Origin of the sequence: uncultured Hyphomicrobium sp. (genome assembly GCF_902826555.1) — a bacterium.
GTDB lineage: Bacteria > Pseudomonadota > Alphaproteobacteria > Rhizobiales > Hyphomicrobiaceae > Hyphomicrobium_C.
Genome location: NZ_CADEFI010000013.1, coordinates 25,614 through 50,140, shown reverse-complemented (window position 1 = coordinate 50,140; position 24,527 = coordinate 25,614). Strand labels below are relative to the sequence as shown.

Annotated in this window: 22 protein-coding genes; 14 read left to right on the top strand and 8 right to left on the bottom strand. The window is 63.7% G+C overall.

Annotated elements, in window-relative coordinates:
* Positions 1-1,181, bottom strand: a 1,181-nt coding sequence (locus QZV93_RS07920; RefSeq protein ID WP_295557400.1) for an FAD-dependent monooxygenase, incomplete at its 3' end; no start/stop codon positions are given.
* Positions 1,182-1,307: 126 nt separating this feature from the next.
* Between QZV93_RS07920 and tesB the strand changes: the two genes are divergently transcribed.
* The 6 genes from tesB (at position 1,308) to QZV93_RS07890 (ending at position 8,287) form a co-directional block, all read left to right on the top strand.
* Positions 1,308-2,207: an acyl-CoA thioesterase II gene (gene tesB / locus QZV93_RS07915; RefSeq protein ID WP_295557398.1), complete on the top strand. Its 900-nt coding sequence runs from the start codon at positions 1,308-1,310 to the stop codon at positions 2,205-2,207.
* 229 nt (positions 2,208-2,436) lie between these two features.
* Positions 2,437-2,775, top strand: a complete 339-nt coding sequence (locus QZV93_RS07910; RefSeq protein ID WP_291180668.1) for a P-II family nitrogen regulator — start codon at positions 2,437-2,439, stop codon at positions 2,773-2,775.
* 115 nt (positions 2,776-2,890) lie between these two features.
* Positions 2,891-4,150 (top strand): ammonium transporter, encoded by a 1,260-nt coding sequence (locus QZV93_RS07905; RefSeq protein ID WP_295557463.1) that lies wholly within the window; start codon positions 2,891-2,893, stop codon positions 4,148-4,150.
* A 343-nt stretch (positions 4,151-4,493) separates the two neighbouring features.
* Positions 4,494-4,832, top strand: a complete 339-nt coding sequence (locus QZV93_RS07900; RefSeq protein WP_291180668.1) for a P-II family nitrogen regulator — start codon at positions 4,494-4,496, stop codon at positions 4,830-4,832.
* Positions 4,833-4,947: 115 nt separating this feature from the next.
* A complete protein-coding gene (locus tag QZV93_RS07895) occupies positions 4,948-6,330 on the top strand; it encodes an ammonium transporter (RefSeq protein WP_295557462.1) in 1,383 nt (460 codons plus the stop codon).
* A 514-nt stretch (positions 6,331-6,844) separates the two neighbouring features.
* Positions 6,845-8,287, top strand: coding sequence for an ammonium transporter (locus QZV93_RS07890; RefSeq protein ID WP_295557397.1), 1,443 nt, complete (start codon positions 6,845-6,847; stop codon positions 8,285-8,287).
* Positions 8,288-8,422: 135 nt separating this feature from the next.
* Here QZV93_RS07890 and QZV93_RS07885 read toward each other — a convergent pair whose 3' ends face one another.
* Positions 8,423-8,923 (bottom strand): L,D-transpeptidase family protein, encoded by a 501-nt coding sequence (locus tag QZV93_RS07885; RefSeq protein WP_295557395.1) that lies wholly within the window; start codon positions 8,921-8,923, stop codon positions 8,423-8,425.
* A 145-nt stretch (positions 8,924-9,068) separates the two neighbouring features.
* On the opposite strand from QZV93_RS07885, the gene QZV93_RS07880 reads away from it, so the two are divergent.
* Both QZV93_RS07880 and QZV93_RS07875 read left to right on the top strand, forming a co-directional pair.
* A complete protein-coding gene (locus QZV93_RS07880) occupies positions 9,069-9,755 on the top strand; it encodes a response regulator transcription factor (protein ID WP_295557393.1) in 687 nt (228 codons plus the stop codon).
* Positions 9,756-9,972: 217 nt separating this feature from the next.
* The gene (locus tag QZV93_RS07875; RefSeq protein ID WP_295557391.1) at positions 9,973-10,491 is read left to right on the top strand and encodes a cyclic nucleotide-binding domain-containing protein; all 519 of its coding nucleotides are present in this window, start codon (positions 9,973-9,975) and stop codon (positions 10,489-10,491) included.
* A gap of 75 nt (positions 10,492-10,566) precedes the next feature.
* Here the strand turns inward: QZV93_RS07875 and QZV93_RS07870 are convergent, their stop codons facing one another.
* The 3 genes from QZV93_RS07870 to QZV93_RS07860 form a co-directional block, all read right to left on the bottom strand.
* Entirely contained in the window at positions 10,567-11,796 is a 1,230-nt protein-coding gene (locus QZV93_RS07870; protein WP_295557390.1) for an ammonium transporter, read from the bottom strand.
* Positions 11,797-12,025: 229 nt separating this feature from the next.
* Complete coding sequence (locus tag QZV93_RS07865; RefSeq protein WP_295557388.1) at positions 12,026-12,931, bottom strand: hypothetical protein; 906 nt, start codon at positions 12,929-12,931, stop codon at positions 12,026-12,028.
* A 196-nt stretch (positions 12,932-13,127) separates the two neighbouring features.
* On the bottom strand, positions 13,128-13,802 hold the full coding sequence (locus QZV93_RS07860) for a YggS family pyridoxal phosphate-dependent enzyme (protein ID WP_295557387.1): 675 nt from the start codon (positions 13,800-13,802) through the stop codon (positions 13,128-13,130).
* A gap of 220 nt (positions 13,803-14,022) precedes the next feature.
* On the opposite strand from QZV93_RS07860, the gene fic reads away from it, so the two are divergent.
* The 6 genes from fic (at position 14,023) to QZV93_RS07830 (ending at position 21,472) form a co-directional block, all read left to right on the top strand.
* Positions 14,023-15,150 (top strand): protein adenylyltransferase Fic, encoded by a 1,128-nt coding sequence (fic, locus tag QZV93_RS07855; RefSeq protein WP_295557386.1) that lies wholly within the window; start codon positions 14,023-14,025, stop codon positions 15,148-15,150.
* A 156-nt stretch (positions 15,151-15,306) separates the two neighbouring features.
* A complete protein-coding gene (gene leuS / locus QZV93_RS07850) occupies positions 15,307-17,943 on the top strand; it encodes a leucine--tRNA ligase (protein ID WP_295557384.1) in 2,637 nt (878 codons plus the stop codon).
* 53 nt (positions 17,944-17,996) lie between these two features.
* Positions 17,997-18,581 (top strand): LPS assembly lipoprotein LptE, encoded by a 585-nt coding sequence (gene lptE, locus QZV93_RS07845; protein WP_295557383.1) that lies wholly within the window; start codon positions 17,997-17,999, stop codon positions 18,579-18,581.
* 6 nt (positions 18,582-18,587) lie between these two features.
* A complete protein-coding gene (holA, locus tag QZV93_RS07840) occupies positions 18,588-19,634 on the top strand; it encodes a DNA polymerase III subunit delta (RefSeq protein ID WP_295557381.1) in 1,047 nt (348 codons plus the stop codon).
* A gap of 59 nt (positions 19,635-19,693) precedes the next feature.
* Positions 19,694-20,695 carry an adenosine kinase gene (locus QZV93_RS07835; protein ID WP_295557380.1) on the top strand — a complete coding sequence of 334 codons (1,002 nt, stop codon included), beginning with the start codon at positions 19,694-19,696 and terminating at the stop codon, positions 20,693-20,695.
* Between the two features lie 216 nt (positions 20,696-20,911).
* Positions 20,912-21,472 (top strand): hypothetical protein, encoded by a 561-nt coding sequence (locus tag QZV93_RS07830; protein WP_295557378.1) that lies wholly within the window; start codon positions 20,912-20,914, stop codon positions 21,470-21,472.
* Between the two features lie 72 nt (positions 21,473-21,544).
* On the opposite strand, the gene argE is transcribed toward QZV93_RS07830, so the two are convergent.
* The 3 genes from argE to metZ all read right to left on the bottom strand — a co-directional run bounded on the left by argE (position 21,545) and on the right by metZ (position 24,445).
* Positions 21,545-22,708: an acetylornithine deacetylase gene (gene argE / locus QZV93_RS07825; RefSeq protein ID WP_295557376.1), complete on the bottom strand. Its 1,164-nt coding sequence runs from the start codon at positions 22,706-22,708 to the stop codon at positions 21,545-21,547.
* 5 nt (positions 22,709-22,713) lie between these two features.
* Positions 22,714-23,121, bottom strand: coding sequence for a Co2+/Mg2+ efflux protein ApaG (apaG, locus tag QZV93_RS07820; protein WP_295557374.1), 408 nt, complete (start codon positions 23,119-23,121; stop codon positions 22,714-22,716).
* Positions 23,122-23,227: 106 nt separating this feature from the next.
* Positions 23,228-24,445 (bottom strand): O-succinylhomoserine sulfhydrylase, encoded by a 1,218-nt coding sequence (metZ, locus tag QZV93_RS07815; protein ID WP_295557372.1) that lies wholly within the window; start codon positions 24,443-24,445, stop codon positions 23,228-23,230.
* Positions 24,446-24,527: the final 82 nt, after the last annotated feature.

Sequence of the window (24,527 nt, the reverse complement as noted above, 5' to 3'; positions counted from 1 at the left end):
CGGCGCTTCAGGCCCGGCATGCGGTCGACCAATCCGAGTCCGAAATCGCGTGCGGCGCGGAGAAGCGTTGAGTCGTTCGAGAAGAGCTTGTTCAGACCGTCGAAGGCCGCGGCGGAAACGAAGCCGTCGAAACGGCGCCATTTCTCATAGCGGCCGAGGCTTTCCATGCTGCCGGGGTCGAGACCGAGGCGGAGGCTGTCGGCCACGATCTCGCTCAAGGCGGCGACGTCGCGAAAGGCGAGATTGACGCCCTGGCCGGCAATCGGGTGCACGCCGTGGGCCGCATCGCCGACAAGGGCGAAGCGCGGCGCCACGTAAGCGCGCGCCAGATGCATTTCGAGCGGCCAGGATTGGCGCGGACCGGCGATCTCCAGCGTTCCGAGGCGGCCGGCGACGCGCGTTTCGACCTCGGCGAGGAAGCCAGCGTCGTCGAGCGCCAGAATGCGGGTCGCTTCGTCGGCCTCCTCGGTCCAGGTGAGGCAGGAGCGGTTGCCCGGCAGCGGCAGGATCGCGAAGGGGCCTGCGGGCAGGAAGTGCTGGATAGCGCGTCCATCGTTCGGGTGGTCGTGGGCGATGGTGGTGACGATGGCGGTCTGGCCGTAGCGCCAGCCGACGGTCTTGATCCCGGCGCCATCGCGCGAAGCGGAGCGGCGTCCCTCGGCGCCGACCAGGAGCGACGACGCGAGCTCGCTTCCATCGCGCAAGGTGATGGACACATGATTTCCGGCATCGGAGAAGCGGTCGATCTCGGCGGGTGCGATGACGGTAAGGCCGGGATCGCGGGCTACGCTCTCGTAGAGCACGCGTGCGAGGGCGGGGGCGGGCACAATGTAGCTCGCGGGGGCGGCATCATCTTCGACGAGGTTGTCGTATTTGAGCAGCACCGGGCGGACACCGGCAGCGAGGCTCGAGTCCGTGATCTCGATCCCGGTCACGGGCGCGGCGTCCTTGGCGATCGCCTGCCAGATGTCGAGCGTCTCCAGCATGCGCCGCGTGCCGGCCGAGAGGGCGAAGGCACGGGCGTCGGGTCCGGAGGGCGCCTTCAAGGGTGCCCGATCGACGAGAGCCAGGCGGATGTCGCTGCCGAACGCCGACAGCATGGCGCGGGCGAACGCGAGGCCGGCGAAGCTCGCTCCCGAGATGACGATGTCGAAGCGCTGGGTGCTGGGCGTATCGGTCATTGGCAATCGAGGGCTCCGGTCGTGGCCAAGCATGCTCGGCTGCTACAGATGGAAGCCTTGACCCATTTGGCGGCGCAGCCCATCGTTTTCGCACCGTTTCGTTAGCATTTTTGCCGGGGAGACTCCATGTCCGCAGCCTCAGAGCCGTCTTGCCAAGCGCTCGCAGGACTTCTCGAGGTGCTCGATCTCGAACGGCTCGAGGTCAACCTTTTCCGGGGGATCAGCCCGCAGAACGGCTGGCAGCGGGTCTATGGCGGGCAGGTGCTTGGGCAGGCGTTGGTGGCCGCAGGGCGAACGGTCGAGGAGCCGAGGGCGGCCCATTCGCTGCATGGCTATTTTCTGCTGGCGGGCGATCCGGCCCACCCCATCCTCTACGAGGTGGAGCGAATCCGCGATGGCGGGAGCTTCACCACGCGCCGTGTGAAGGCGATCCAGCACGGACGCGCCATCTTCGCCATGAGCGTTTCCTTCCAGAAGGACGAGGACGGGTTCGAGCATGCGGCGGTCATGCCGGAGGTGCCTCCGCCGGAGGCTTTGCCTTCGGCGGCGGAGCGGGTTGCGGAACTGATCGATGCGCTGCCGGAGAGCATGCGCAGCTATTGGCAGCGCGAGAACCCGATCGAGCTCAGGCCAGTCGATGTTTCACGCTATTTGAGCCGCGATCCGCACCCGCCGGCGCAGAACATCTGGCTCAGGGCCAACGGCCGGCTGCCGGACGATCCGCGCCTGCATCAGTGCGTGCTCGCCTATGCGTCCGACTTCACGCTCTTGGACACGGCGCTGATCGCACACGGCAAGCTGCTGTTCGATCGCGATATTCAGCTTGCCAGCCTCGATCACGCCCTGTGGCTGCACCGTCCTTTCCGTGCCGACGAGTGGCTCCTCTATGCCCAGGACAGTCCGAGCGCTTCGGGGGCGCGTGGCTTCTGCCGGGGCAGTTTTTTCACGCGCGACGGCCGGTTGGTCGCCTCGACGGCCCAGGAAGGCCTGATCCGAAAGCGGCAGACGGCCTACCTGATCAAATAGACAGCAATTGGTAAGGTCTGCCTATTTATTGAGCGCGTCCCTACGGGCTTTGACGTCGGGAAAGTTGCGACGTTATATTCAATTAATTCAACACTTTAAGTGCCAAATCGAGTTGGCACGTGACTTGAGTATCCCTTCCGGCATTGGTGCCGGCTTTTCACCGGTGCCCTGTCCGAGGCCGTCTTGCGCTGATGCTCAAGCGTGGGACCAAACAGGGGGGGTGCTCTCCATGAAGCTCATCACTGCCATCATCAAACCCTTCAAGCTCGAGGAGGTGCGGTCGAACCTGACCGATATCGGCCTCCAGGGCATGACCGTGACCGAAGTGAAAGGTTACGGGCGTCAGAAGGGCCATACCGAGGTCTATCGCGGCGCGGAGTACGCCGTGAGTTTCCTTCCCAAGATCAAGATTGAAGTCGTCGTTTCCGGGGCCCTCGTGGACAAGGCCGTCGAAGCGATCGTGAAGGCCGCAAAGACCGGCCAGATCGGCGACGGAAAGATCTTCGTCTCCTCGATCGAGCACACGCTGCGCATCCGCACGGGTGAATCGGACGATGCGGCGCTCTGAGAACATGCGGCACAACGGTCAACACGAGGGAGTTTTGGAAATGAGCTTTGGACGATTTTCGCGGATCGCGAGCGCGCTTGGCGGCGCTGCAGCGCTCACGCTTCTACCGGAGGCCATGGCCTTCGCCCAGGACGCCGCTGCCGCGGCGCCCGAGCCTACACCTACGGCCGACTCGGGCGATACCGCGTGGCTGCTCGTCTCGACGGTTATCGTGCTCATGATGAGCATCCCGGGTCTCGCCCTTTTCTACGGCGGCATGGTGCGCAAGAAGAACGTGCTCAACACCACGGCGATGGTGTTCGTGTCGGTCGCCGTGCTTTCGGTGGTCTGGATGCTGATCGGCTACTCGCTGGCCTTCACCGATGGCGGTGAGCTGCAGCCTTACATCGGCGGCTTGGATAAAATCCTGCTAGCTGGCGTGACGAAAGACGCACTCTCCGGGACAATCCCCGAGACGCTGTTCGTCGTCTTCCAGATGACCTTCTTCGCCATCACGCCGGCGCTCATCGTCGGCTCGGTTGTCGAGCGGATGAAGTTCTCGAGCCTGATCGTGTTCCTGGTCCTGTGGAGCCTCATCGTATACGCGCCGGTTTGCCACTGGGTGTGGGGCGGCGGCTTCCTCAGCAAGGACGGCGTGCTCGATTTCGCCGGCGGCACCGTGGTGCACATCAACGCCGGTGTTGCAGGCCTCGTTGCCGCGATCGTTCTCGGCAAGCGCAAGGGCTACGGCACAGAAAATCTTGCTCCGCACAACCTCGTGCTGACGCTGATCGGCGCCTCGCTGCTGTGGGTGGGCTGGTTCGGCTTCAACGCCGGCTCGGCTGCCGCCGCTAACGCCTCGGCCGCCAACGCCGCGCTCGTCACGCAGGTCTGCACCGCCGCCGCCGTTATCGGCTGGCTCGTGGTGGAGTGGATCGTGCATCGCAAGCCGACGGTGCTCGGTGCGACCTCCGGCGCCATCGCCGGTCTGGTTGCCATCACGCCGGCTGCCGGCTTCGTCGACGCCACGGGCGCCCTGATCATCGGCCTCGTTGCCGGCGTGGTCTGCTACATCTTCGCAACCGGCGTGAAGCGCGCGCTCGGCTACGACGACAGCCTCGACGTGTGGGGTGTCCACGGAGTCGGCGGCATCGTCGGCGCGGTGCTCACGGGCGTTTTCGCCCGCGAGGCGATCGGCGGCACGGCCGGAGCCATCGAGGGCAACGTCGCGCAGGTCTGGACCCAGGTCTACGGCGTGCTCGCAACCGTCGTCTGGTGCGCGGTGGCGACGTTCGTGATCCTCATCGTGATCAAGATCGTGATGGGGCTGCGCGTCTCGGAAGCCGAGGAGCTCGAAGGCCTCGACATCAACCAGCACGGCGAAGTCGTACAGTAAGGCTTCGGCTGGCGGAGACATACCGCCAGCCCGTTCTCTGGGTGTTTTTCACCGATGCCTCCCGAGGGCGTTTCGCCTTCGGGAGGCTTTTTCGTGATCAATTGACTGGCAAAACCCGCTTGGTGCTTAAAAATTACGCACGCGAGGGCGGCAGTGATGGCTAATTTGTGGCCGTCGATTTTCGAATTCCCAGGGGATTCAACCCCCTACATAATCTCCGCAAACTTGGCACAGCTCTTGACTCTCCCTCCGTCGATTGTTGCCGGCCGTTCGCCGGCGGCATGTCGGAGGCCTGTCTCGCGCCTTCAAACGTGCGCGGGACGAAAATCAAGGGGTGCTCTCCATGAAGCTCATCACTGCCATCATCAAACCCTTCAAGCTCGAGGAGGTGCGGTCGAACCTGACCGATATCGGCCTCCAGGGCATGACCGTGACCGAAGTGAAAGGTTACGGGCGTCAGAAGGGCCATACCGAGGTCTATCGCGGCGCGGAGTACGCCGTGAGTTTCCTTCCCAAGATCAAGATTGAAGTCGTCGTTTCCGGGGCCCTCGTGGACAAGGCCGTCGAAGCGATCGTGAAGGCCGCAAAGACCGGCCAGATCGGCGACGGAAAGATCTTCGTCTCCTCGATCGAGCACACGCTGCGCATCCGCACGGGTGAATCGGACGATGCGGCGCTCTGAGAACATGCGGCACAACGGTCAACACGAGGGAGTTTTGGAAATGAGCTTTGGACGATTTTCGCGGATCGCGAGCGCGCTTGGCGGCGCTGCAGCGCTCACGCTTCTACCGGAGGCCATGGCCTTCGCCCAGGACGCCGCTGCCGCGGCGCCCCCAACGCCGGATAAAGCCGATACCGGCTTCATGTTCGTTGCCACCACCATCGTGCTCTTGATGACGATCCCCGGCCTCGCTCTCTTCTACGGCGGCCTGGTGCGTACGAAGAACATGCTTGCGCTCCTCATGCAGGTGTTTGCGATCGTCTGCGTGGTGGCGCTGATCTGGGTCACCTACGGCTACAGCATGGCCTTCACCAACGGCGGTGCGCTCAACGACTACGTGGGCGGCTTCTCGAAACTGTTCCTCGCCGGTGTTACGCCGTCGTCGCTCGCAGCGACGTTCTCGAACGGGGTCTACATTCCGGAGCTGTCGTTCGTCGCCTTCCAGATGACGTTCGCCTGCATCACGCCGGCGCTCATCGTCGGCGCCGTCGCCGAGCGCATGAAGTTCTCGGCGGTGATGGTGTTCGTGATCCTCTGGGTGACGTTCGTCTACTTCCCGATGGCGCACATGGTCTGGTACTGGGGCGGCCCGGACGTCTTCGCCGATGCTGCGAAGGCAGGCGAGCCTAAGCTCTCGGAAGTGCTGGCCGACGCGGGTCTCCTCTTCAAGTGGGGTGCTCTCGACTTCGCCGGCGGCACCGTGGTGCACATCAACGCCGGCATCGCCGGTCTCGTTGGCGCTCTCATTGTCGGCAAGCGCGTCGGCTACGGCACCGAGCCCATGCCACCGCACTCGCTGACGCTGACCATGGTTGGCGCATCGCTGCTGTGGTTCGGCTGGTTCGGCTTCAACTGCGGCTCGAACCTCGAGATCAGCGTCACAGCCGTGATCGCCATGATCAACACGTTCGTGGCCACCGCTGCGGCAGGCGTGGCCTGGATGCTGGCGGAGTGGATCGTGAAGGGCAAGCCGTCGCTGCTCGGCCTTGCTTCGGGTGTCGTTGCCGGTCTGGTTGCGGTCACGCCGGCCGCCGGCTTCGCCGGTGCCATGGGCTCGATCGTGCTCGGACTGGTCGCGGGTGTCGTGTGCTTCATCTTCTGCACGGGCATCAAGAACCTGTTCGGCTACGACGACAGCCTCGACGTGTTCGGTGTGCACGCCGTCGGCGGCATCATCGGCGCCATCGGCACCGGCATCCTGGTGAGCCCGGATCTCGGTGGTTCGGGTCTCGCCGACTACACGTCGAAGCCGGGCGAGCTGGTTGCCGGCTCCTACGACATGGCTACGCAGGTGTTGATCCAGTCGAAGGCGGTGGGCTTCACCATCCTGTGGACCGGCATCATCTCGGCGATCCTGTTCCTGCTCATCAAGTTCACCATCGGCCTGCGTCCGGTGGTCGACGGCGAGCGCGAGGGTCTCGACATCACGGATCACGGCGAACGCGCTTACCACTACTAGGCGCCTTGGGCTCGCCGTCCTGGAGACGGCGAGCCTTTTCGATTTCGGACTTTCTTGTTCAGCCCGGGGTTTTCAGCCCCGGGTTTTTTTACGCGACGATGACGATGCGCGGGTCTGGCTTGCCTGAAGATCGTGCGCGACGCGGCGAGGATCTGGGCAAGGGGAGGCGGTGACAGCCGAAGATGCCTAGCTTTTGGGCGCGTTGGGATTGCGATGCGGATGGGATCGAAAAGATCACCAAGTGGTTTCAACTGGTTGCAGCCTGATGGCGTGTTGGCACGAGTTTTGAACACCTCGTTGCGGTGCACGCTTTCCCGGGTGGCGTGCACAGGGGCGCTCAATGAACACCTCACACTACGCAGCTCATTCCTGGTCGCCGGAGTACGCCACGTAGGCTGCTCGATCCGGCACAACCAAGGATGGCGTCCACTCTAACGACGGTGGACGCAACGGGCTCGGGAAATCGGCGGCGCTCAAGCGCGGCCGAAGGGGCAACACGAGGGAGTTTGGGACCATGACACTAAAATTACTGAAGCGCGTTGCGGGTCCGCTGGGGGCGGCCGCGTTCCTTACGCTCGGTAGCGCAAGTGCCGCGCTGGCACAGGCCGCACCGACGCCGGACAAAGGCGATTCGGCCTTCATGTTCGTGGCGACGATTGTCGTGCTGTTGATGACGGTTCCGGGCCTGGCCCTGTTCTACGGCGGCCTCGTGCGTTCGAAGAACATGCTTTCCATCCTCATGCAGGTGTTCGCCATCACCTGCATGGTGGCCATCATCTGGGTCACCTACGGCTACAGCATGGCCTTCACCAACGGCGGCGCGCTCAACGACTACGTGGGCGGCTTCTCGAAGATGTTCCTTGCGGGCGTCGACGCCACGACGCTGGCCGGCACGTTCTCCAACGGTGTCTACATTCCCGAGTATGCCTTCGTCGCCTTCCAGATGACGTTCGCCTGCATCACGCCGGCCCTCATCGTCGGCTCGCTGGCCGAGCGCATGAAGTTCTCGGCCGTGCTGCTGTTCGTTGCGCTCTGGGTGACGTTCGTCTATTTCCCGATGGCGCACATGGTCTGGTACTGGGGCGGCCCGGACGTTTTCGCAGAAGCCGCGAAGGCGGGTGAGCCCAAGCTCTCGGAAACGCTGGCTGATGCCGGCCTGCTCTTCAAGTGGGGTGCTCTCGACTTCGCAGGCGGCACGGTGGTGCACATCAACGCCGGCATCGCCGGTCTGGTCGGCGCTCTCATCGTCGGCAAGCGCGTCGGCTACGGCAAAGAGCAGATGCCGCCCAACTCGCTGACGCTGACCATGGTCGGCGCGGCGCTGCTGTGGTTCGGCTGGTTCGGCTTCAACTGCGGCTCGAACCTCGAGGTCAGCGCGACGGCTTTCGTCGCCATGATCAACACCTTTGTCGCTACCGCTGCGGCCGGCCTCTCGTGGATGATCATCGAATGGCTGGTCAAGGGGCGTCCGACGCTGCTCGGCCTTGCTTCAGGTGTCGTTGCCGGTCTGGTCGCGGTCACGCCGGCTGCCGGCTTCTCCGGCCCGATGGGTGCGATCGTGCTCGGTCTCGTCGCCGGTCTCGTTTGCTTCTTTGCCTGCACCGGCGTGAAGAAGCTGCTGCGCTACGACGACAGCCTCGACGTGTTCGGTGTGCACGGCATCGGCGGCATCATCGGCGCCATCGGTACGGGCATTCTGGTGAGCCCGGATCTCGGTGGCTCGGGCCTCGCCGACTACACGTCGAAGCCTGGCGAACTCGTTGCCGGCTCCTACGACATGGCCGCGCAGGTGTTGATCCAGGCCAAGGCGGTCGGCTTCACCATCCTGTGGACCGGTATCCTCTCGGCCATCCTGTTCAAGATCGTCGATATCCTTATCGGTCTGCGTCCCACCACGGACTACGAGCGTCAGGGTCTCGACCTCGTCGATCACGGCGAGCGGGCCTACAACCACTAAGGCACGCTTGAGGAACCTGCCGGTTCTCCGGCCGGCAGGTTCCAATCGGATTCTCTCCCGAGCACGCGTCTCCCCTAGACGTGCTCCAAACTTGGCCCGGCGCTTTGTGTGCCGGGCCTTTTTCTTTCTTTGCGTCTAGATGATGGTGATGCGGGTGCGTCGGCCTACGCGGGCGAGCACCTTCAAGAGATCGCTTCGCTTCAGCGCGACGCAGCCTTCGGTCGGCTTCAATCCATCGCTTGCGACATGCATGAAGATGGCGCTGCCGGAGGCGCGTCTGCGGGGCCGCCTGTTGTAGTCGATGACGACGACGACGTCGTAGAGGCGGTCGCGGCGCCAGAGATGTTCCGCACTCGCCGGATAGGGATGCGTGATAGGGCAGTTGTAGTTGCGATCGTTCGCTGCGTCGCACCATCCGTCCTGTGGTTTGGTGATCCGGAGCGGCAGGGCCGTCCTCGGGCGGGCGAGCACGTCCCGGCGCCAGTAGGCGCCCTCAAGGCGGAACGTGCCGCGCGGGGTGGCGCCGTCTCCTTCGCATTTTCGCGAGCGAATTCCGCTGCGTCCGAGCGCACACCGGAGCAAGAGGTTGCCGCAGGAGAGGCGGCCCACGGTCTTTTGCGGTCCGGTGCTTCTCACGACGATTTTACGTACGGTGATGGCGCATCCCCTTTTCCAATCGCGTCCGGATCCGATAACCGTCCGCCCTCAGCACCCTACCTCAGCCGAAAAGCAGATGCTAAGAGGGTGCACCCAACACTTTGCCAATCCGGAGCCGCCGAGCATGAGCGCAGCACGCAGGATCCTTCTTGTCGACGATGACGAGGATCTCCGCGGATCCCTGCAGGATCAACTGGCCCTGCACGACGAATTCGATGTTTCCGTCGCGGGAACGGCGGGCAAGGGGATCGAGGCGGCGAAGAGCGGCCATCACGATCTCGTCGTGTTCGACGTCGGGCTTCCCGATATGGACGGGCGCGAGGCGGTGCGGCTGCTGCGCAAAACGGGCTTCAAAAGTCCCATCATCATGCTGACGGCCAACGACAGCGACGCCGATCAGATTCTCGGCCTCGACGCGGGCGCCAACGACTACGTGACCAAGCCGTTCAAGTTCGCCGTGCTGCTGGCCCGTATCCGTGCGCAGCTGCGCCAGCACGAGCAGAGCGAGGACGCGGTCTTCACGATCGGGCCCTACACGTTCAAGCCGGCCTCGAAGCTCCTGCTCGACGACAAAGGCGGTAAGGTGCGTCTCACGGAGAAGGAGACGGCTATTCTCAAGTATCTCTACCGGACGGGCGACAAGGTGGTTTCGCGCGAGACGCTCCTGCACGAGGTGTGGGGCTACAACGCGGGCGTGACGACGCATACCCTCGAAACGCACATCTACCGTCTCAGGCAGAAAATCGAGAAAGATCCCTCGAATGCCGAGATCCTGGTGACCGAGACCGGCGGCTACAAGCTGATGTCATGAACAGCTTGTTCTCATTTCATCAACAAGGCCAAGGCTGGCCCTGGACCGAATAGGCCGAATCGCCCGAGCTTTCAGGCAGAGTTCCGGCACCGCGTAAGGTGTGCCGCTTTGTCCGGTCGTGCTTCCCGTTGGACATGTTGCGTTTGCATGGCTCTGCCATGACCGCCGCGCCCGTGTCCGGTAGCACTCCGACGTGCCTGTTGCGGGGATTATCGAGATGCCTATCGATGCGCTTGTTCAACCTCTTCTCAACGTGCCGTTGTTCCAGGGGCTCAAGCCCCTGCAGCTGACGGAAATCGCGCGCCGCGCGGATCGGATCGTCTACAAGCCCGGCGATGTGATCGTCACGGCGCATGGCGAGCCCGATGCCGCCGTGCTGGTGGTCTCGGGTGAGGCCGTGCGCACGGAGGGGCCGGGGCTTGAGCGTGGGGGCAACGAGGCGATCCCGACCGGTGCCCTCATTTCAGAAATGACAATGCTGATCGCGACCGAGTGCACATCGACCGTGGTGGCGCGCACGCCGGTCAGGGCATTGCGCATCACGCGTACGGAAATGCTCGCGCACATGACGGACGATCCGACGCTCGCCGAGCATTTCATCGAGAAGATCTCGGGTCGCCTCTCGTCCTTCGTCGCCGGGCTCAAGGAGATCGACGAGACGCTCGCGAAGAATGACGGGCCAATGATCGGCAAGCCCGACGTCACAGCGGATGCGGGTGCGGCCGTGCTGCACTGATTGTCCATCTGCTGGTCGAAAGAGAGAAGGCCGGAACGCTTGGCGCTCCGGCCTTCTTTGCGTTTCATGCCCAGATCAGACGCGGCCCGTGCGCACGTCTTCCTCCGGGTTGGCACCGATTTTATGGATCGAAAGGTCGGCGCCGCGCCGTTCCTCCTCGGGCGTGAGACGCAGTCCGAAGGCGGCATGGACGATCGAATAGACGACGACACCGACAATGAGCCCGAAGATGGCGCCGGCTACGCTGCCGACAAGCTGGGAGGAGAGGGTAACGCCGCCGAGACCACCGAGGGCGGTCTGACCGAAAATTCCGCAGGCGATGCCGCCCCAGAGCCCGCACAAGCCATGCAGGGCCCAGACGCCGAGGACATCATCGATTTTCCAGCGGTTGGACGAGATCTGGAACATCTGCACGAAGATCACACCGGCCGCGGCACCGGTCACGAGAGCACCCACCGGATGCATGATGTCGGAGCCCGCGCAGACGGCAACGAGGCCGGCGAGCGCGCCGTTGTGCACGAAGCCGGGGTCGTTGCGACCGGCGACGAGGGCCGCGAGAATGCCGCCGCACATGGCCATGAGCGAGTTCAGAGCCACCAGTCCTGAGATCCCCTTGAGACTTTGGGCGCTCATGACGTTGAAGCCGAACCAACCGACGCAGAGCAGCCAAGAGCCCATGGCGAGCCACGGGATCGACGAGGGCGGGATGCCGATGGAGCTGCCGCGGTCGTATCGGCCGAGGCGCGGGCCCAGCCGCAGGATGGCGCCGAGCGCAACCCAGCCGCCGAAGGCGTGCACGACAATCGAGCCTGCGAAGTCCTTGAACTGGGCGCCGAGCGCATCGGCAAAGAGCGTCTGCTGGATGGCGAAGTTGCCGTTCCAGACGATGCCCTCAATGAGGGGATAGCAGAGGCCGACGACGAGGGCGGTGGCCGCGCATTGGGCGCCGAAGCGGGCGCGCTCGGCAATTCCGCCGGAGACGATGGCGGGAACGGCCGCCGCGAAGGTGGCGAGGAAGAAGAACTTCACGAGTGCCATGCCTTGGGGGGCGAAGGCCGTATCGCCACCCGAGATGGACGCTGCGTCGGCCAGGAAGGTGACGCCGTAGGAGATCCAGTAGCCGATGAAGAAGTAGCAGATGGTCGAGATGGCGAAGTCGACCAGGATTTTGACGAGGGCGTTGACCTGGCTTTTGTGACGTACGGTTCCGACCTCGAGGAATGCGAAACCGCCGTGCATGGCGAAAACGAGAATGGCTCCCATAAGCAGAAAGAAGACGTCGGCACCCTGTAGACTTGGATCCATTTATGCCCCCAGTGTTGGTCGTTTTTTATGCAAAGTGACGCCGTTTTGCGCCCTTTGCCCATTGGACGGGCTCTTGGATCAAGATTTGTGCCAGGTGACGGTCGAGTGATTTTGTTCCGTTGCGCCAAAGAGTAAGAGCGCAGACCGTAAACGGCTGCGCTCTCTTGTGATCGATAATTAGGCTATCGGATCCGTGGTGCTGCCCGATGTGCGAGCACCGCTGTGCGCGTCAGCGGACGCGACGCGGATTCATGTAGAGATCGGCTTCCTGGCGATCGATCTCGGGCTTGATCTTGCCGGCCAGCATGCCCTTGTAAAGGCGCTGCATATGGCGGCGGCAGTCGCCGTTGAAGACCATCATGGCACCAAACAGCTTGACCACCGTCGTCAGCCGTTTGTCGGCGCCGGATTTGATCTTGCACTTCCATTTGCCGCCGATGGAGAAGATTTTGCCGTCAAGGTAGCCGACGGTCTCCCCGTGCTGGTTGATCAGCGAATAGTCGCCGCCCAAATTGATGAAGGCGCGCTTCAGCCGGTAGAACTCGGGCTTGCCCGAGCTGTCGATGATGAAGAACGAGAAGTGCTCGGGCATCAGCGGCCATTTGTTGGCCGAGCGCTCGAGATAGATGATGTACTGGTCGTCGTTGGTGTTGATCGAATAGGTCATGACCGGCAAGCCGCGCGCGCCGATGGTCTGCTGCAGCGAACGGCCGATCATGAGATCCATGGTGGCGCGCCAATTCAAGTTCTCAGTGAAGAGCTTGAAGACGAGGCGCTTGTCCATGCCCTGGGCCTTCTTCCAAGCATCCTCGCGGTAGCCGAAGAGGCCGGTGCGCTCGCCGTTCTCGATGATCTCGCCGAAGATATCCATGTCGGTCGTGAACTGACGGGACTTGGCGCGATTGCGGGTGCGCTTGTAGACGCCGAATTCGGTGAAGTTGAAGTCGGTGATCCAGATGTCGACGACGAAGCGATCCCAGCCGTCAGCGGCTGGCTTCGAGGGCTTCTTGCCCGTGTCCTTCTTCTTCGTTTCCGCGGCGTCCTTTAGCGCTTCGGCGCGTGCGTCACGCGCGGCATCGGCGGCGGCCGCGTCGGCCCCTGCGTCCGCAACCTTGAGGGCAGATGCTGCAGTCATGCCGGTCTCCCTTCGGCTCCCTTGGAGCGTTGGCAAAACGCGAATCACTCAGTTGGGAAAAGGCTAGCACCGGGGCTTCGGCGGCGTGTGGCGCCCAGAGGGCCGCAGCGTGCAAAAGCTGTGGGTAGCGCGCGGCAAGCGATTGGATGGGCGGGGATTTGCGTCGCGCTGCGGGATCGCGCGTGACGCGCGGGACTCAGCGGCTGCCGAAAATGGCCGAGCCGACGCGGACATAGGTGGCGCCGAACTGGGCCGCGGTCTCGAAGTCGCTGCTCATGCCCATGCTGAGCTCGGAAAGACCGAGGTCGCCCGCGAGCTTGGCGAGAAACGCGAAGTGGACGGCTGGGTCTTCCTCGACCGGGGGAATGCACATGAGGCCTGCGATCTCGAGGCCGAGCGTGCGGCAATGGGCGAGGAAATCCGCGGTGTCCTTGGGGGCGATGCCGGCTTTCTGCGGCTCCTCGCCGGTGTTCACCTGGATGAAGAGCTGCAGTCGCTTGCCCTGACGCGCAAGCTCGTCGGCGATGGCCTTGGCGATTTTCGGCCGGTCGATGGTGTGAATGGCGTCGAACAGCTCCACCGCCTCGCGGGCCTTGTTGGACTGGAGGGGGCCGATGAGGTGGAGCGTGAGGCCGGGATAGAGCGTGCGCAGCTCCGGCCATTTCGACTTGGCCTCCTGCACGCGGTTCTCGCCGAAGAGGCGGTGGCCCGCCTCCAGGACGGGGCGGATGTCCTCGGCGCCGAAGGTCTTGGTGACGGCGATGAGGTGGACGGACGCGGGATCGCGGCCCGTCTCACGTGCGGCGGCGGCAATGCGGGTCTCGATCTCGGCGAGCGCTGCGGGGGGCGAATGGAGTGCGGGGTTGGTCATGGTGTTCGGTTTAGCCGATATGCGCACGGCGTGCGCATGTGTAGGTCGATATGGGTAAAAAGTGCTATTATTTGCGCATATGAGGTCGAATGTGGGTAGCCGTTACGCATGTTGATCCTTATACGGGTAGAAATTAATAAAAATTACCCATATTCCGACTCATGTGGGTAATAACTACCCATGTCTAGATTTAGTGGGTAAAAACTGTCAATATTTACTCATGTCTTCCTTCGATCCCAACCGGCCGTATAACGATCTGCCTACCCTGCCGCCGCGGGTGGATCTTGAAACCAAATCCATCCTGAAGGCGTGCGTCAGCGCCAGGGCCAAGCTCGCCGCGCTCAAGGAGGCGGCCGCTCTCATTCCCAACCAGGACGTGCTGGTCAACTCGATTCCGCTCCGGGAGGCCAAGGATAGCTCGGCGATCGAGAACATCGTCACCACAAACGACCGGCTCTTCCGGTTCGCGAATGCGGATGCCAACCAGGCGGATTCCGCCACAAAGGAGACGCTGCGCTACCGCACGGCGTTGCTCCGGGGCTACGAGAGCCTGAAGAGCGGCCGGCCGCTGACGACCAATACCGCCGTCGACGTTTGTCGCGCAATCAAGGATGTCGATCTCGATATTCGCCGCACGTCCGGCACCAACCTCAAGAACCAAAGTGGCCGGGTCGTCTACACACCGCCCGAGGGGGAGGATGTGCTGCGCGAAAAGATGACGGACTGGGAGCGCTTCGTGCACAGCGAATCCGACCTCGATCCGCTCGTCAAAATGGCCGTCGCTCACTACCAATTCGAGGCCATTCACCCCTTTCCGGACGGCAACGGGCGCACGGGACGCGTGCTCAACATCCTCTTCCTGATCGAGAAGGAGCTGCTCGATCTCCCCATCCTCTATCTCAGCCGCTTCATCAACGACCGGAGGAGCGAGTACTATCGGCTGCTGCTCGAGGTGACGACCGAGGAAGCCTGGGAGCCCTGGATCCTTTATATGCTGAACGCGGTCGAAGAGATGGCGGCTTGGACGCGGAGCAAGATCTGGGCGATCAAACATCTGATGGCGGATACCGTCCGGTACGTCCACGCGGCCGTGCCGAAAGTCTATAAACGCGAGCTCGTCGAACTCCTCTTCGTCCAGCCCTACGTGCGCATCGGCGACCTGGTCGGTGCCGGGCTCGGGACGCGCAAGACGGCGGCCGGGCACCTCAATCAGCTGATCGCGGCAGGGGTTCTCCGGGAGGAAAAGGAGGGACGGGACAAGCTCTTCATCAATGTCCGGTTTTTCGATCTGCTCATGAACGACAGCAACGATTTCGCACCGTTTCCGGCGGTGGCCGTCGACACATGACACGGCTCATGTCGACGAAATCGACATGTCCGGCCTCTCATGACGATAAATCCGCCAAATATCGACACGAGGGCGACAGGACGCTGCCTTGACCAGGCCCCCTCTTTCGGGCTCATTACGCCGCAAATCTTAATCCTAAGACGTACGAAAGCCCCCATGGCCACCGAACGGTACAACGCGCCCGCGCGCGAGAAGCATTGGCAGAATGTGTGGGAGGAGGGGGAGATCTTCCGGGCCTCCGACGACCACTCGAAGCCCAAGAGCTATGTGCTCGAGATGTTTCCCTATCCGTCGGGGCGCATCCACATGGGGCACGTGCGCAACTACGCGATGGGCGACGTGGTGGCGCGCTTCAAGCGCGCGAAGGGCTTCAACGTCTTGCATCCGATGGGATGGGATGCCTTCGGCATGCCGGCGGAGAATGCCGCCATCGAGCGCAAGACGCATCCCGCGACGTGGACGTACGCCAACATCGACACCATGAAGGGTCAGCTCCGCTCGATGGGGCTGTCGCTCGATTGGAGCCGAGAGATCGCGACCTGCAGCCCCGACTACTACAAGCACCAGCAAAAGCTGTTTCTTGATCTGCTGAAGAAGGGGCTCGCCTACCGCAAGAGCTCGAAGGTCAACTGGGATCCGGTCGATCATACGGTGCTCGCCAACGAGCAGGTGATCGACGGGCGCGGCTGGCGCTCGGGGGCTCTCGTCGAGCAGCGCGAGCTTACGCAGTGGTTCTTCAAGATCACCGCCTATTCGGACGAGCTGCTGCAGGCGCTTTCGACACTCGACAAGTGGCCGGAGAAAGTGCGCCTCATGCAGGCGAACTGGATCGGCCGCTCGGAAGGCATGCTGGTGCGCTGGGCGCTGGATGCCAAGACGGCGCCGAAAGGGCACAAAGAGCTGGAGATCTACACGACGCGTCCCGACACGCTGTTCGGCGCCTCGTTCATGGCGATCGCGCCGGACCATCCGCTGGCGAAAGCGGCAGCGGAGACCAATCCGGAATTGGCGGCGTTCTCCGAGGAGTGCCGGCGCATGGGGACGTCGGTTGCCGATCTCGAGAGCGCGGAGAAGCGCGGCTTCGACACCGGCATCCGCGCCGTGCATCCGTTCGACAAGGATTGGAAGGTGCCAGTCTATGTGGCCAACTTCATCCTCATGGACTACGGCACGGGCGCGATCTTCGGCTGCCCGGCGGGCGATCAGCGCGACCTCGATTTTGCGCGCAAGTACGAGCTGCCGGTAATCCCAGTGATCCTGCCGCCGGGCGCCAAGGCCGAGGGCTTTACGGTCGGCGAGACGGCTGTCGATGGCGACGGCACGATGATCAACTCGCGCTTTCTGGACGGGCTCTCGACCAAGGGTGCGTTCGAGGAGGCAGCGAAGCGGCTCGAGGGGGCGAAGCTCGGCGGCAGGCCCGTCGGCGAGCGCAAGGTCAATTTCCGGCTGCGCGATTGGGGTATCTCGCGGCAGCGCTACTGGGGCTGTCCGATTCCGGTCATCCACTGCGAGGACTGCGGAATCGTGCCGGTGCCGGCCAAGGACCTGCCGGTTCGTCTGCCTGACGATGCGACCTTCGACAAGCCGGGCAATCCGCTCGACCGGCATCCGACCTGGAAGCACGTGGACTGCCCGACGTGCGGCAAGCCGGGCCGCCGCGAGACGGATACCATGGACACGTTCGTCGACAGCTCCTGGTACTACGTGCGCTTCACGGCGCCGCATGCCGACAAGCCGGTCGATACCACGCAGGCGAACTACTGGCTGCCGGTCGATCAGTACATCGGCGGCATCGAACATGCGATTTTGCATTTGCTCTATTCGCGCTTCTTCTATCGGGCGATTTCGGATGCTGGGCACGGCACAAAAAACCTTCGCGAGCCGTTCGCGGCGCTTTTCACGCAGGGGATGGTGACGCACGAGACCTACAAGTCCGGGGCCGGGGCCTGGCTGCTGCCGAGTGAGATCCGCTTCGAGGGCGAGGGTGACGGGCGGCGGGCCGTCGAGATCGCGACCGGGAAACCGGCCGCCATCGGCGGGATCGAGAAGATGTCCAAGTCGAAAAAGAACCTGGTCGACCCGGACGACATCATCGAGGGATGGGGGGCGGACTGCGCACGCTGGTTCATGCTGTCGGACAGCCCGCCGGAACGCGACGTGGTGTGGACGGAGGCCGGCATTCAGGGCGCGGGGCGGTTCATCCAGCGCGCCTGGCGCGTGGTCGACGATCTGGCCGACCGGGCGCCGCCGCGGGGTACTGCTCAACCTGGGCAATTCTCAGCGGAGGCGCTCGATCTGCGCCGGGCGGCCCATAAGGCGACCCATGCCGTGGCCCAGAGCATCGAGGGCCTGAGGTTCAACGTCGCCGTGGCCCAGATCTATGAATTTACCAATGTCCTGTCGTCGGCTCTGGCCAAATCCGCTGCACCGGCCAAGATCAACGAAGACTTCGCATGGGTCCTTCGAGAGGCTGGCGAGCTATTCGTGCAGATGATCGGCCCGATGATGCCGCATCTGGGCGAGGAATGCTGGGCGCGGCTCGGATACAACACTTTGCTGGCCAATCAGCCGTGGCCGACGGTGGATACCGGGTTGCTCGTTGACGATAAGATCACCATTGCCGTACAGGTGAATGGCAAGCGCCGTGATGAGCTTCTCATCGCGCGCGATGCTGCCGAGGACGAGGTCAAGGCGGCTGCACTGAAGCTCGATCCCGTCGTGCGGGCTCTCGAGGGACGGCAACCGAAGAAGATCATCGTCGTGCCGCAAAGGATTGTGAACGTCGTCGCCTAGCGTGCCAAGCGCGCGTTGGGTGTCCGAGGGGACCGCGGGACGTCTGGGGGACTATGCGTTCGAGCGTCGGAACAGACATCGCTTTGAACCTGGCAGCTTTCCGCCGTGTCGGTGGATGGCGTAGCGCCTCGCGTCTGGTGCTGGCCGCTGCCCTGGTGGCGCCTTTCCTCTCGGGCTGTGGCAACAGCGGTTTTCGCCCGCTCTACGGCGGCGCAGGCATCGGCGCGCAGGCCGACCAGAAGCTTGCCAAGGTTGCAGTGTCGACGATCCCGGGCCGCGTCGGCCAGCAGATCCGCAATGAGCTGATCTTCCATGCCACCGGCGGCGGCGGCGAGGTGGTGAGCCCGGAAATGCGGCTCGAGGTGGCGATCCGCGAAAGCGTGACCTCCACTCTGGTCAGGATCGACGGCGACTCCGGCGGTCAGGTCTACAACGTCGAAGCCAAGTTCCAGCTCGTGCGCGTCTCGGACAAGTCCGTGGTGCTGTCGGGTACCAGCTACGGCCGCGCCAGCTTCGAGCGCAACACGTCGATCTTCTCCAACGTGCGTGCGCGCGACGACGCGGAGGATCGCGCGGCGAAGGTGGTCGCGGAAGACCTCAAGGCGCGGCTCTCGGCCTATCTCGCAGGCGCCGCCTAAGCGCCCATGGTTGCCGTCAAGGCGCATCAGGCCCAGGCCTTTCTCTCCTCACCCGATCCCAAGATCCGAGCGGTTTTGTTCTTCGGCTCCGATGCCGGGCTTGTTGGCGAACGTGCGCAAGCGATGGCCAAGGCCGCAGCGGCGCGCTTCAATCCTCCGGGCGAGCTGATCCGGATCGATGATGCGGATCTCGATGCCGATCCCGACCGACTGGTGGTGGAGCTCGGCACCGTGCCGATGTTCGGCGGTCCCAAGATCATCCGCACGACGACCGGCAGACGCGTCACCGCGCAAACGCTGAAGCCGCTCGTGGAGGGTGCTGCGCTCGAGGGCGTGTTGATCGTGGAAGGCGGCAACCTCAAGCCGGACGAGGCCTTGCGGCTCCTGTTCGAGAAGTCGCCGGTGGCGGCTGCCGTTGCCTGCTACAGCGACGGTGCGCAGGATCTCGAGGTGCTGATCCGGGAGATGGTGCGCGGGGCCGGCATGACGATCACCGCCGATGCGCGACATGCGCTGGTGGACCGGCTCGGGGCGGACCGGGCGCTATCGCGCGGCGAGATCGAGAAGCTCTTGTTGTTCGTGGGACCGAAAACCGAGATCGGCGTCGAGGACGTGGAAGCCGTGGTGGGGGATGTGTCAGAGCTAGCGCTCGAACGCATCACGTTCGCCGCGGCGGCAGGGCAGGTGCAGCGGGCGGTTGCAGAATGCGGGCGTGCCGTGTCGTCCGGGGAAAGTCCGCAATCCATCATCCTGGCCACGCAACGGCACTTTCAGAGGCTGCATCGCGTGCGGGCGGCCGTAGACCGGGGAAGCTCGCTCGAGGATGCGCTGCGCCAGATGCGCCCGCCGCTGCACTTCAAGCAAAAAGACGCCTTTGCAGCCCAATGCAGGGTCTGGACGACGCCCAGGCTTACGGAAGCGCTCGCGCGCATCTCGGGGGCTGCGAAATCGGCCCGTCTTGCCGGCACGCTCGACGAGGCGATGTCCGAACGGCTGGTGATGGGGCTCGCCATGATGGTGAAGGATGTGGCAGGGCCGGGCCGCGCGCGCTAGAACGCCACGTCCGATCCGCCGTCGTGCGGCTCAACTCTGATCGCGGGGAGAAAGTAACGATGCCAGGCACGCAATTCGACGTGGTCGCGATCGGCAACGCCATCGTCGATATCATAGGCCGCTGTGACGACAGCTTCCTTGCGCGCCATGGGGCTCCGAAAGGCCACATGCGGCTCGTGGATACGGCAACCATCAACGCCATCTACCAAGACATGGGGCCGGGCATTGAGATCTCGGGCGGCTCCGCGGCCAACACCGTGGCAGGCGTCGCGTCGCTCGGCGGTCGCTCGGCGTTCATCGGCAAGGTCGCCGAGGACGAGTTCGGACGCATCTTCCGCCACGACATCACGGCGGCCGGCGTGTCGTTCAAGACGCCCGCGGTGGTCGACGCGAGCCGCTCCACCTCGCGCTCGCTCATTCTGGTGACGCCCGATGGGCAGCGGACGATGAACACCTTCCTCGGCATCAGTACCGATCTGGACCAAGGTGAGGTGGACCCCGAGGTCATCCAGAAATCGAAAGTCGTCTATCTCGAAGGCTATCTTTTCGACCGGGACGAGGCGAAAGCCGCATTCCGGCAGGCCCTCGACATCGCGAACAAGGCCGGGCGGCGCGTGGCGTTGACGCTCTCCGATTCCTTCTGCGTCGATCGGCACAGAAGCGAGTTCCTGGCGTTGATCCGCGCCGGCATCGGAGTTCTGTTCGCCAATGAAAGCGAGATCCTTTCGCTCTACGAAACCACGAGCTTCGACGAGGCGGTGACGCGGGTTGCGCGTGATACTCGGCTTGCGGTGCTGACGCGCAGCGAGAAGGGCTCGGTCGTGGTGTCGGAAGGCGAGGTGATCGAGATTGCCGTCCAGCCGGTGGCGAAGGTCGTCGATACCACGGGGGCGGGCGATCTCTATGCGGCGGGTTTTCTATTCGGCCTGGCCCGGGACCTCGATCTCGAGGCGGCGGGGCAGTTGGGCAGCTTCGCTGCAGCGGAGATCATCGGCCAGATGGGCGCGCGGCCCGAGGTGAAGCTCGCGCACCTCGCCCGCATGCGGGGCTTTCTGGCCTAGGGCTTGCCGCCGAAGGAGCAAGTTCCGCCAAGGAGCAATTGCTACGGGACCTACCGGGTTTGTTCCGCGGGGCATACAAGTCCGAGAATCTTTTTCGCAACAACTCTCAGCCTGACGTACCTTCCTATTGGATCGTCTTCGTTTTTCTCCTTGGCAAAGGGAGGCGAAATTCATCAAGATTCCTGTAAATCGAATCGTGATGGATGGATCCTGGTCATGCCTTCCGACTTTGCGCGCCGCGGCCGACCCAGAGGCAGCGGTCTCGACGACCGGGTCCAGCTTCGCCGGATCGTGGAGATGATCGAGGCTGACCCTGGCCTCAAGCCGACCACAGCCATCAAGGCGATCGGAGTCACCGACCCGTCGTCGATTCGCAGATTGAGGGACAAGCTCAAGGCCGAACATCACGGCGAGACAGCGCATGCCGCGTCGCCATCCCCTGCTCGGGGTCTTTCGGCCGAGCTGTTCGAGGCGCGCCCGACGGCGACACCGGCACAACCGGATCGCACGTCGGGCCGCTCTCAAACTCATCATGCGGGGAGCCTCGCAGAGGCCGCATCCGCCACCGTTTCCGATGCTCAGCTGCAATGGTTTGCGTATTGGTGCGCATTGGGCCTCTCTGCGGTTTCGTCAACCGTGAAAGCGCAGATGGCCATGATGGATGACTTTCTGACCGTTCCGCAGGTTCACTCCGCGTTGCGTCATCAGCTTCTGTTCAACGAAGTGGCGAAAGCGTTCTGTCCCAAGCGTTCGGATGTCCGAACCACTCTTCACTAACCACTGCCTAGAACCAACAAGACCTTCAGGCCGCACCCCAAGCGGCCTTTTTTCATGCCTGCGGTTTCGGTCTCAGGCTTCGGCCCAGTCGGCGAGGCGATCGAGGAAGGCGAGGCAGCGGTCGAGCTCGGAGATGGCGATCCACTCGTCGGCGGTGTGGGCCTGCGCGATGTCGCCCGGGCCGCAAATTACGGACGGAACGCCTGCCGCCTGAAAGAGACCGGCCTCGGTGGCATAGGAGACCGCGGCGGTGTCGTTCTGCTCGGCGAGCTTCAAGGCCAATGTGACGATGTCGGAATCGGAATCGGCGGCGAACGGCGGCACGCGATTGATCTCGCGGATGCTAATCGCGGCTTCGGGCGCGACGCGGCGCATGCCTGGCAGGCACTCTTGCTCGGCAAAATCGACAAGACGTCGCTCGATAGCATCGACGTCGAGCCCCGGCATGGAGCGGACGCCGAAATTAAAAATACAGGATGCCGGAATGATGTTGGTGGCGGTGCCGCCCTCGATCTCGGTGAGCTGTAGCGTGGGATGAGGCGGGGTGAAGCGCGGATCCGGCGGGAAGGCCGCAAGCTCGGCCTCGATCTCGTTGATCTTGCCCATGAGGCGCGCGGCGACCGCAATGGCGTTGACGCCGAGATGCGCCATGCTCGAGTGGGCGGCGCGGCCCGTGATCTCGATCTGCCAGCGCACGGGGCCTTTGTGGGCGTCGACGACGGCCATGGAGGTCGGCTCGCCGACGATCACGGCGCGAGGTTTCGGAAGCCGGCTGCCGAGCTCGGCAATCATGGGGCGCACGCCGATGCAGCCCGTCTCCTCGTCATAGGAAAAGAGGATGTGGATCGGCGTCGTGAGATTGCGGCGACGGAATTCCGGCACCATGGCCAGCACGCAGGCGAGATAGCCTTTCATGTCCGCCGTGCCGCGGCCGTAGAGGCGGTCCGCGTCCCGGCGCAGCACGAAGGGATCGCTGGTCCAGTCGGCGGCGACGGCCGGGACCACATCGGTGTGGCCGGAAAGGCCAATGCCCGGGCGGTCGGTGGGGCCGATGGTGGCGAAGAGTGAGGCCTTGGCGCCGTCGTCCGTCGGGACGAGGCTGTAGTCGACACCGTGCTGTGCGAGGTAGCTCTCGATGTCGGCCACGAGCGCGCGATTGGATCTGTGGCTGGTGGTGTCGAAGGCTACGAGCCGCGATAGGATTTCGATCGCCGCCGTCGTTCGGGAGTCCGGCATTTGCATCAGTTCACGCTGCGAAAAGCATAGGGGCTATCCAGCGAGAAGGCGGGGATGGCGACGTCGAACAGCCGCCCGGTCTCGTCGGTCATCTGGTAGCTGCCGACCATGATCCCGGATGGCGTCGAAAGCGGGCAGCCCGAGGAGTAGGTGAAGGATTGGCCCGGCGGAATGACCGGCGTTTGCCCAACCACGCCCGGTCCGCGCACCTCCTCGGTCTTTCCGTTGGCGTCCGTGATGCGCCACAGACGGCTCTTGAGCTGAACGGTGTGCTCGCTCTCGTTGGAGATCTCGATGGTGTAGATCCAGAAGAAATAGCTTTCCTCCGGAGTCGATTGCTCGTCCGAGAACTCGGGCGTGACGCGGATGCGAAGGCCGTGCGTCACCTGCTCGTATGGCGTCTCGTCGCTCACGCGGTCGTTCCAGAGAATGATTTCAGCGAGCGAGCTTTACCATGGTGGGTCGCACGGCCGTCAATGTTCTTCGGTGAGCGGCCGTGCGGGCTGGGGCTCACGCCCTTTAACCTCGGGCGGCTTTGACCGCGGCGTCGAGGTCGGCCAGCAGATCCTGCTCGTTTTCGAGCCCGACGGACAGTCGCAACATGCCGTCCGTAATGCCAAGCTCGGCCCGCGCCTCCGGCCCGATGCGGTAATGGGTCGTGGTCGGAGGATGCGTGATGATGCTCTTGGAATCGCCCAAGTTATTGGAAATCTTTATGATCTTGAGCGCGTTCTGGAGGCGGAATGCGGCGTCCTTGCCGCCTTCGATCTCGAACGCGATCATCTGGCCGCCGCCGGTCATCTGCTTTTTGGCCAGCGCCGCCTGAGGATGATCGGCGCGGCCGCAGTAGATCACGCGCGAGATGCCCTTCAAGGTTGCGAGGCCGTCGGCAATAAACGCCGCGCTCGCGCTCTGGGCCTTGACGCGGATCGGCAGCGTCTCGAGGCCTTTGAGCATCACCCAGGCGTTGAAGGGGGACAGCGACGGGCCGGTCTGGCGAATGAAGTCCTGCAGGTGGTCGGTCAGGAACTTCTCCGTGCACAGCACCGCGCCGCCGAGGCAGCGGCCCTGACCGTCGATATGCTTGGTGGCGGAGTAGACGACGACGTCGGCGCCATGTGCGAGCGGCCGCTGCAGCATGGGGGTCGCAAACACGTTGTCGACCACGGTCGTGATGCCGTGCGTCTTGGCCAGCGCCGTGACGGCGCCGATGTCGACCAGATCGAGCGTCGGGTTGGCCGGTGTCTCGAAGAAGAAGGCCTTAGTATTCGGCTTGACCGCCGCCTTCCAGTTCTCGATGTCGCGGCCATCGATCAGCGTCATGGCGATGCCGAAGCGCGGACACAGCGTCTCGACGATGTAGCGGCAGGAGCCGAACATGGCGCGGGCGGCGACGATGTGGTCGCCGGCTTTCAGGAACGAGAGGAGGCCGGCGGTCACGGCGGCCATGCCGGTGGCGGTGGCGCGGGCGACCTCGGCGCCTTCGAGCAGTCGGATGCGCTCCTCGAACATGGCAACGGTCGGATTGCCGAAGCGGGAATATTGGAAGCCGGGGTCCTCGTTCTTGAAGCGGGCCTCGGCCTGCTCGGCGGAATTGTAGACGAAGCCCTGCGTCAGGAAGAGGGCTTCGGAGGTCTCGCCGAACTGGGAGCGCAGCACCCCGCCATGCACGAGCTGTGTCTCTGGCGACCAAGTCGCGGGGTCCGCGGAGATCGGCGTCTTCTTCGTGTTCGTCATTGGGAGCGTCCTTCGCGTGCTGCGGGCTTTCTCGGCCCGCAATGAGCTCGGGCCGATGATTCACGCTTCGGACTGATAGGGC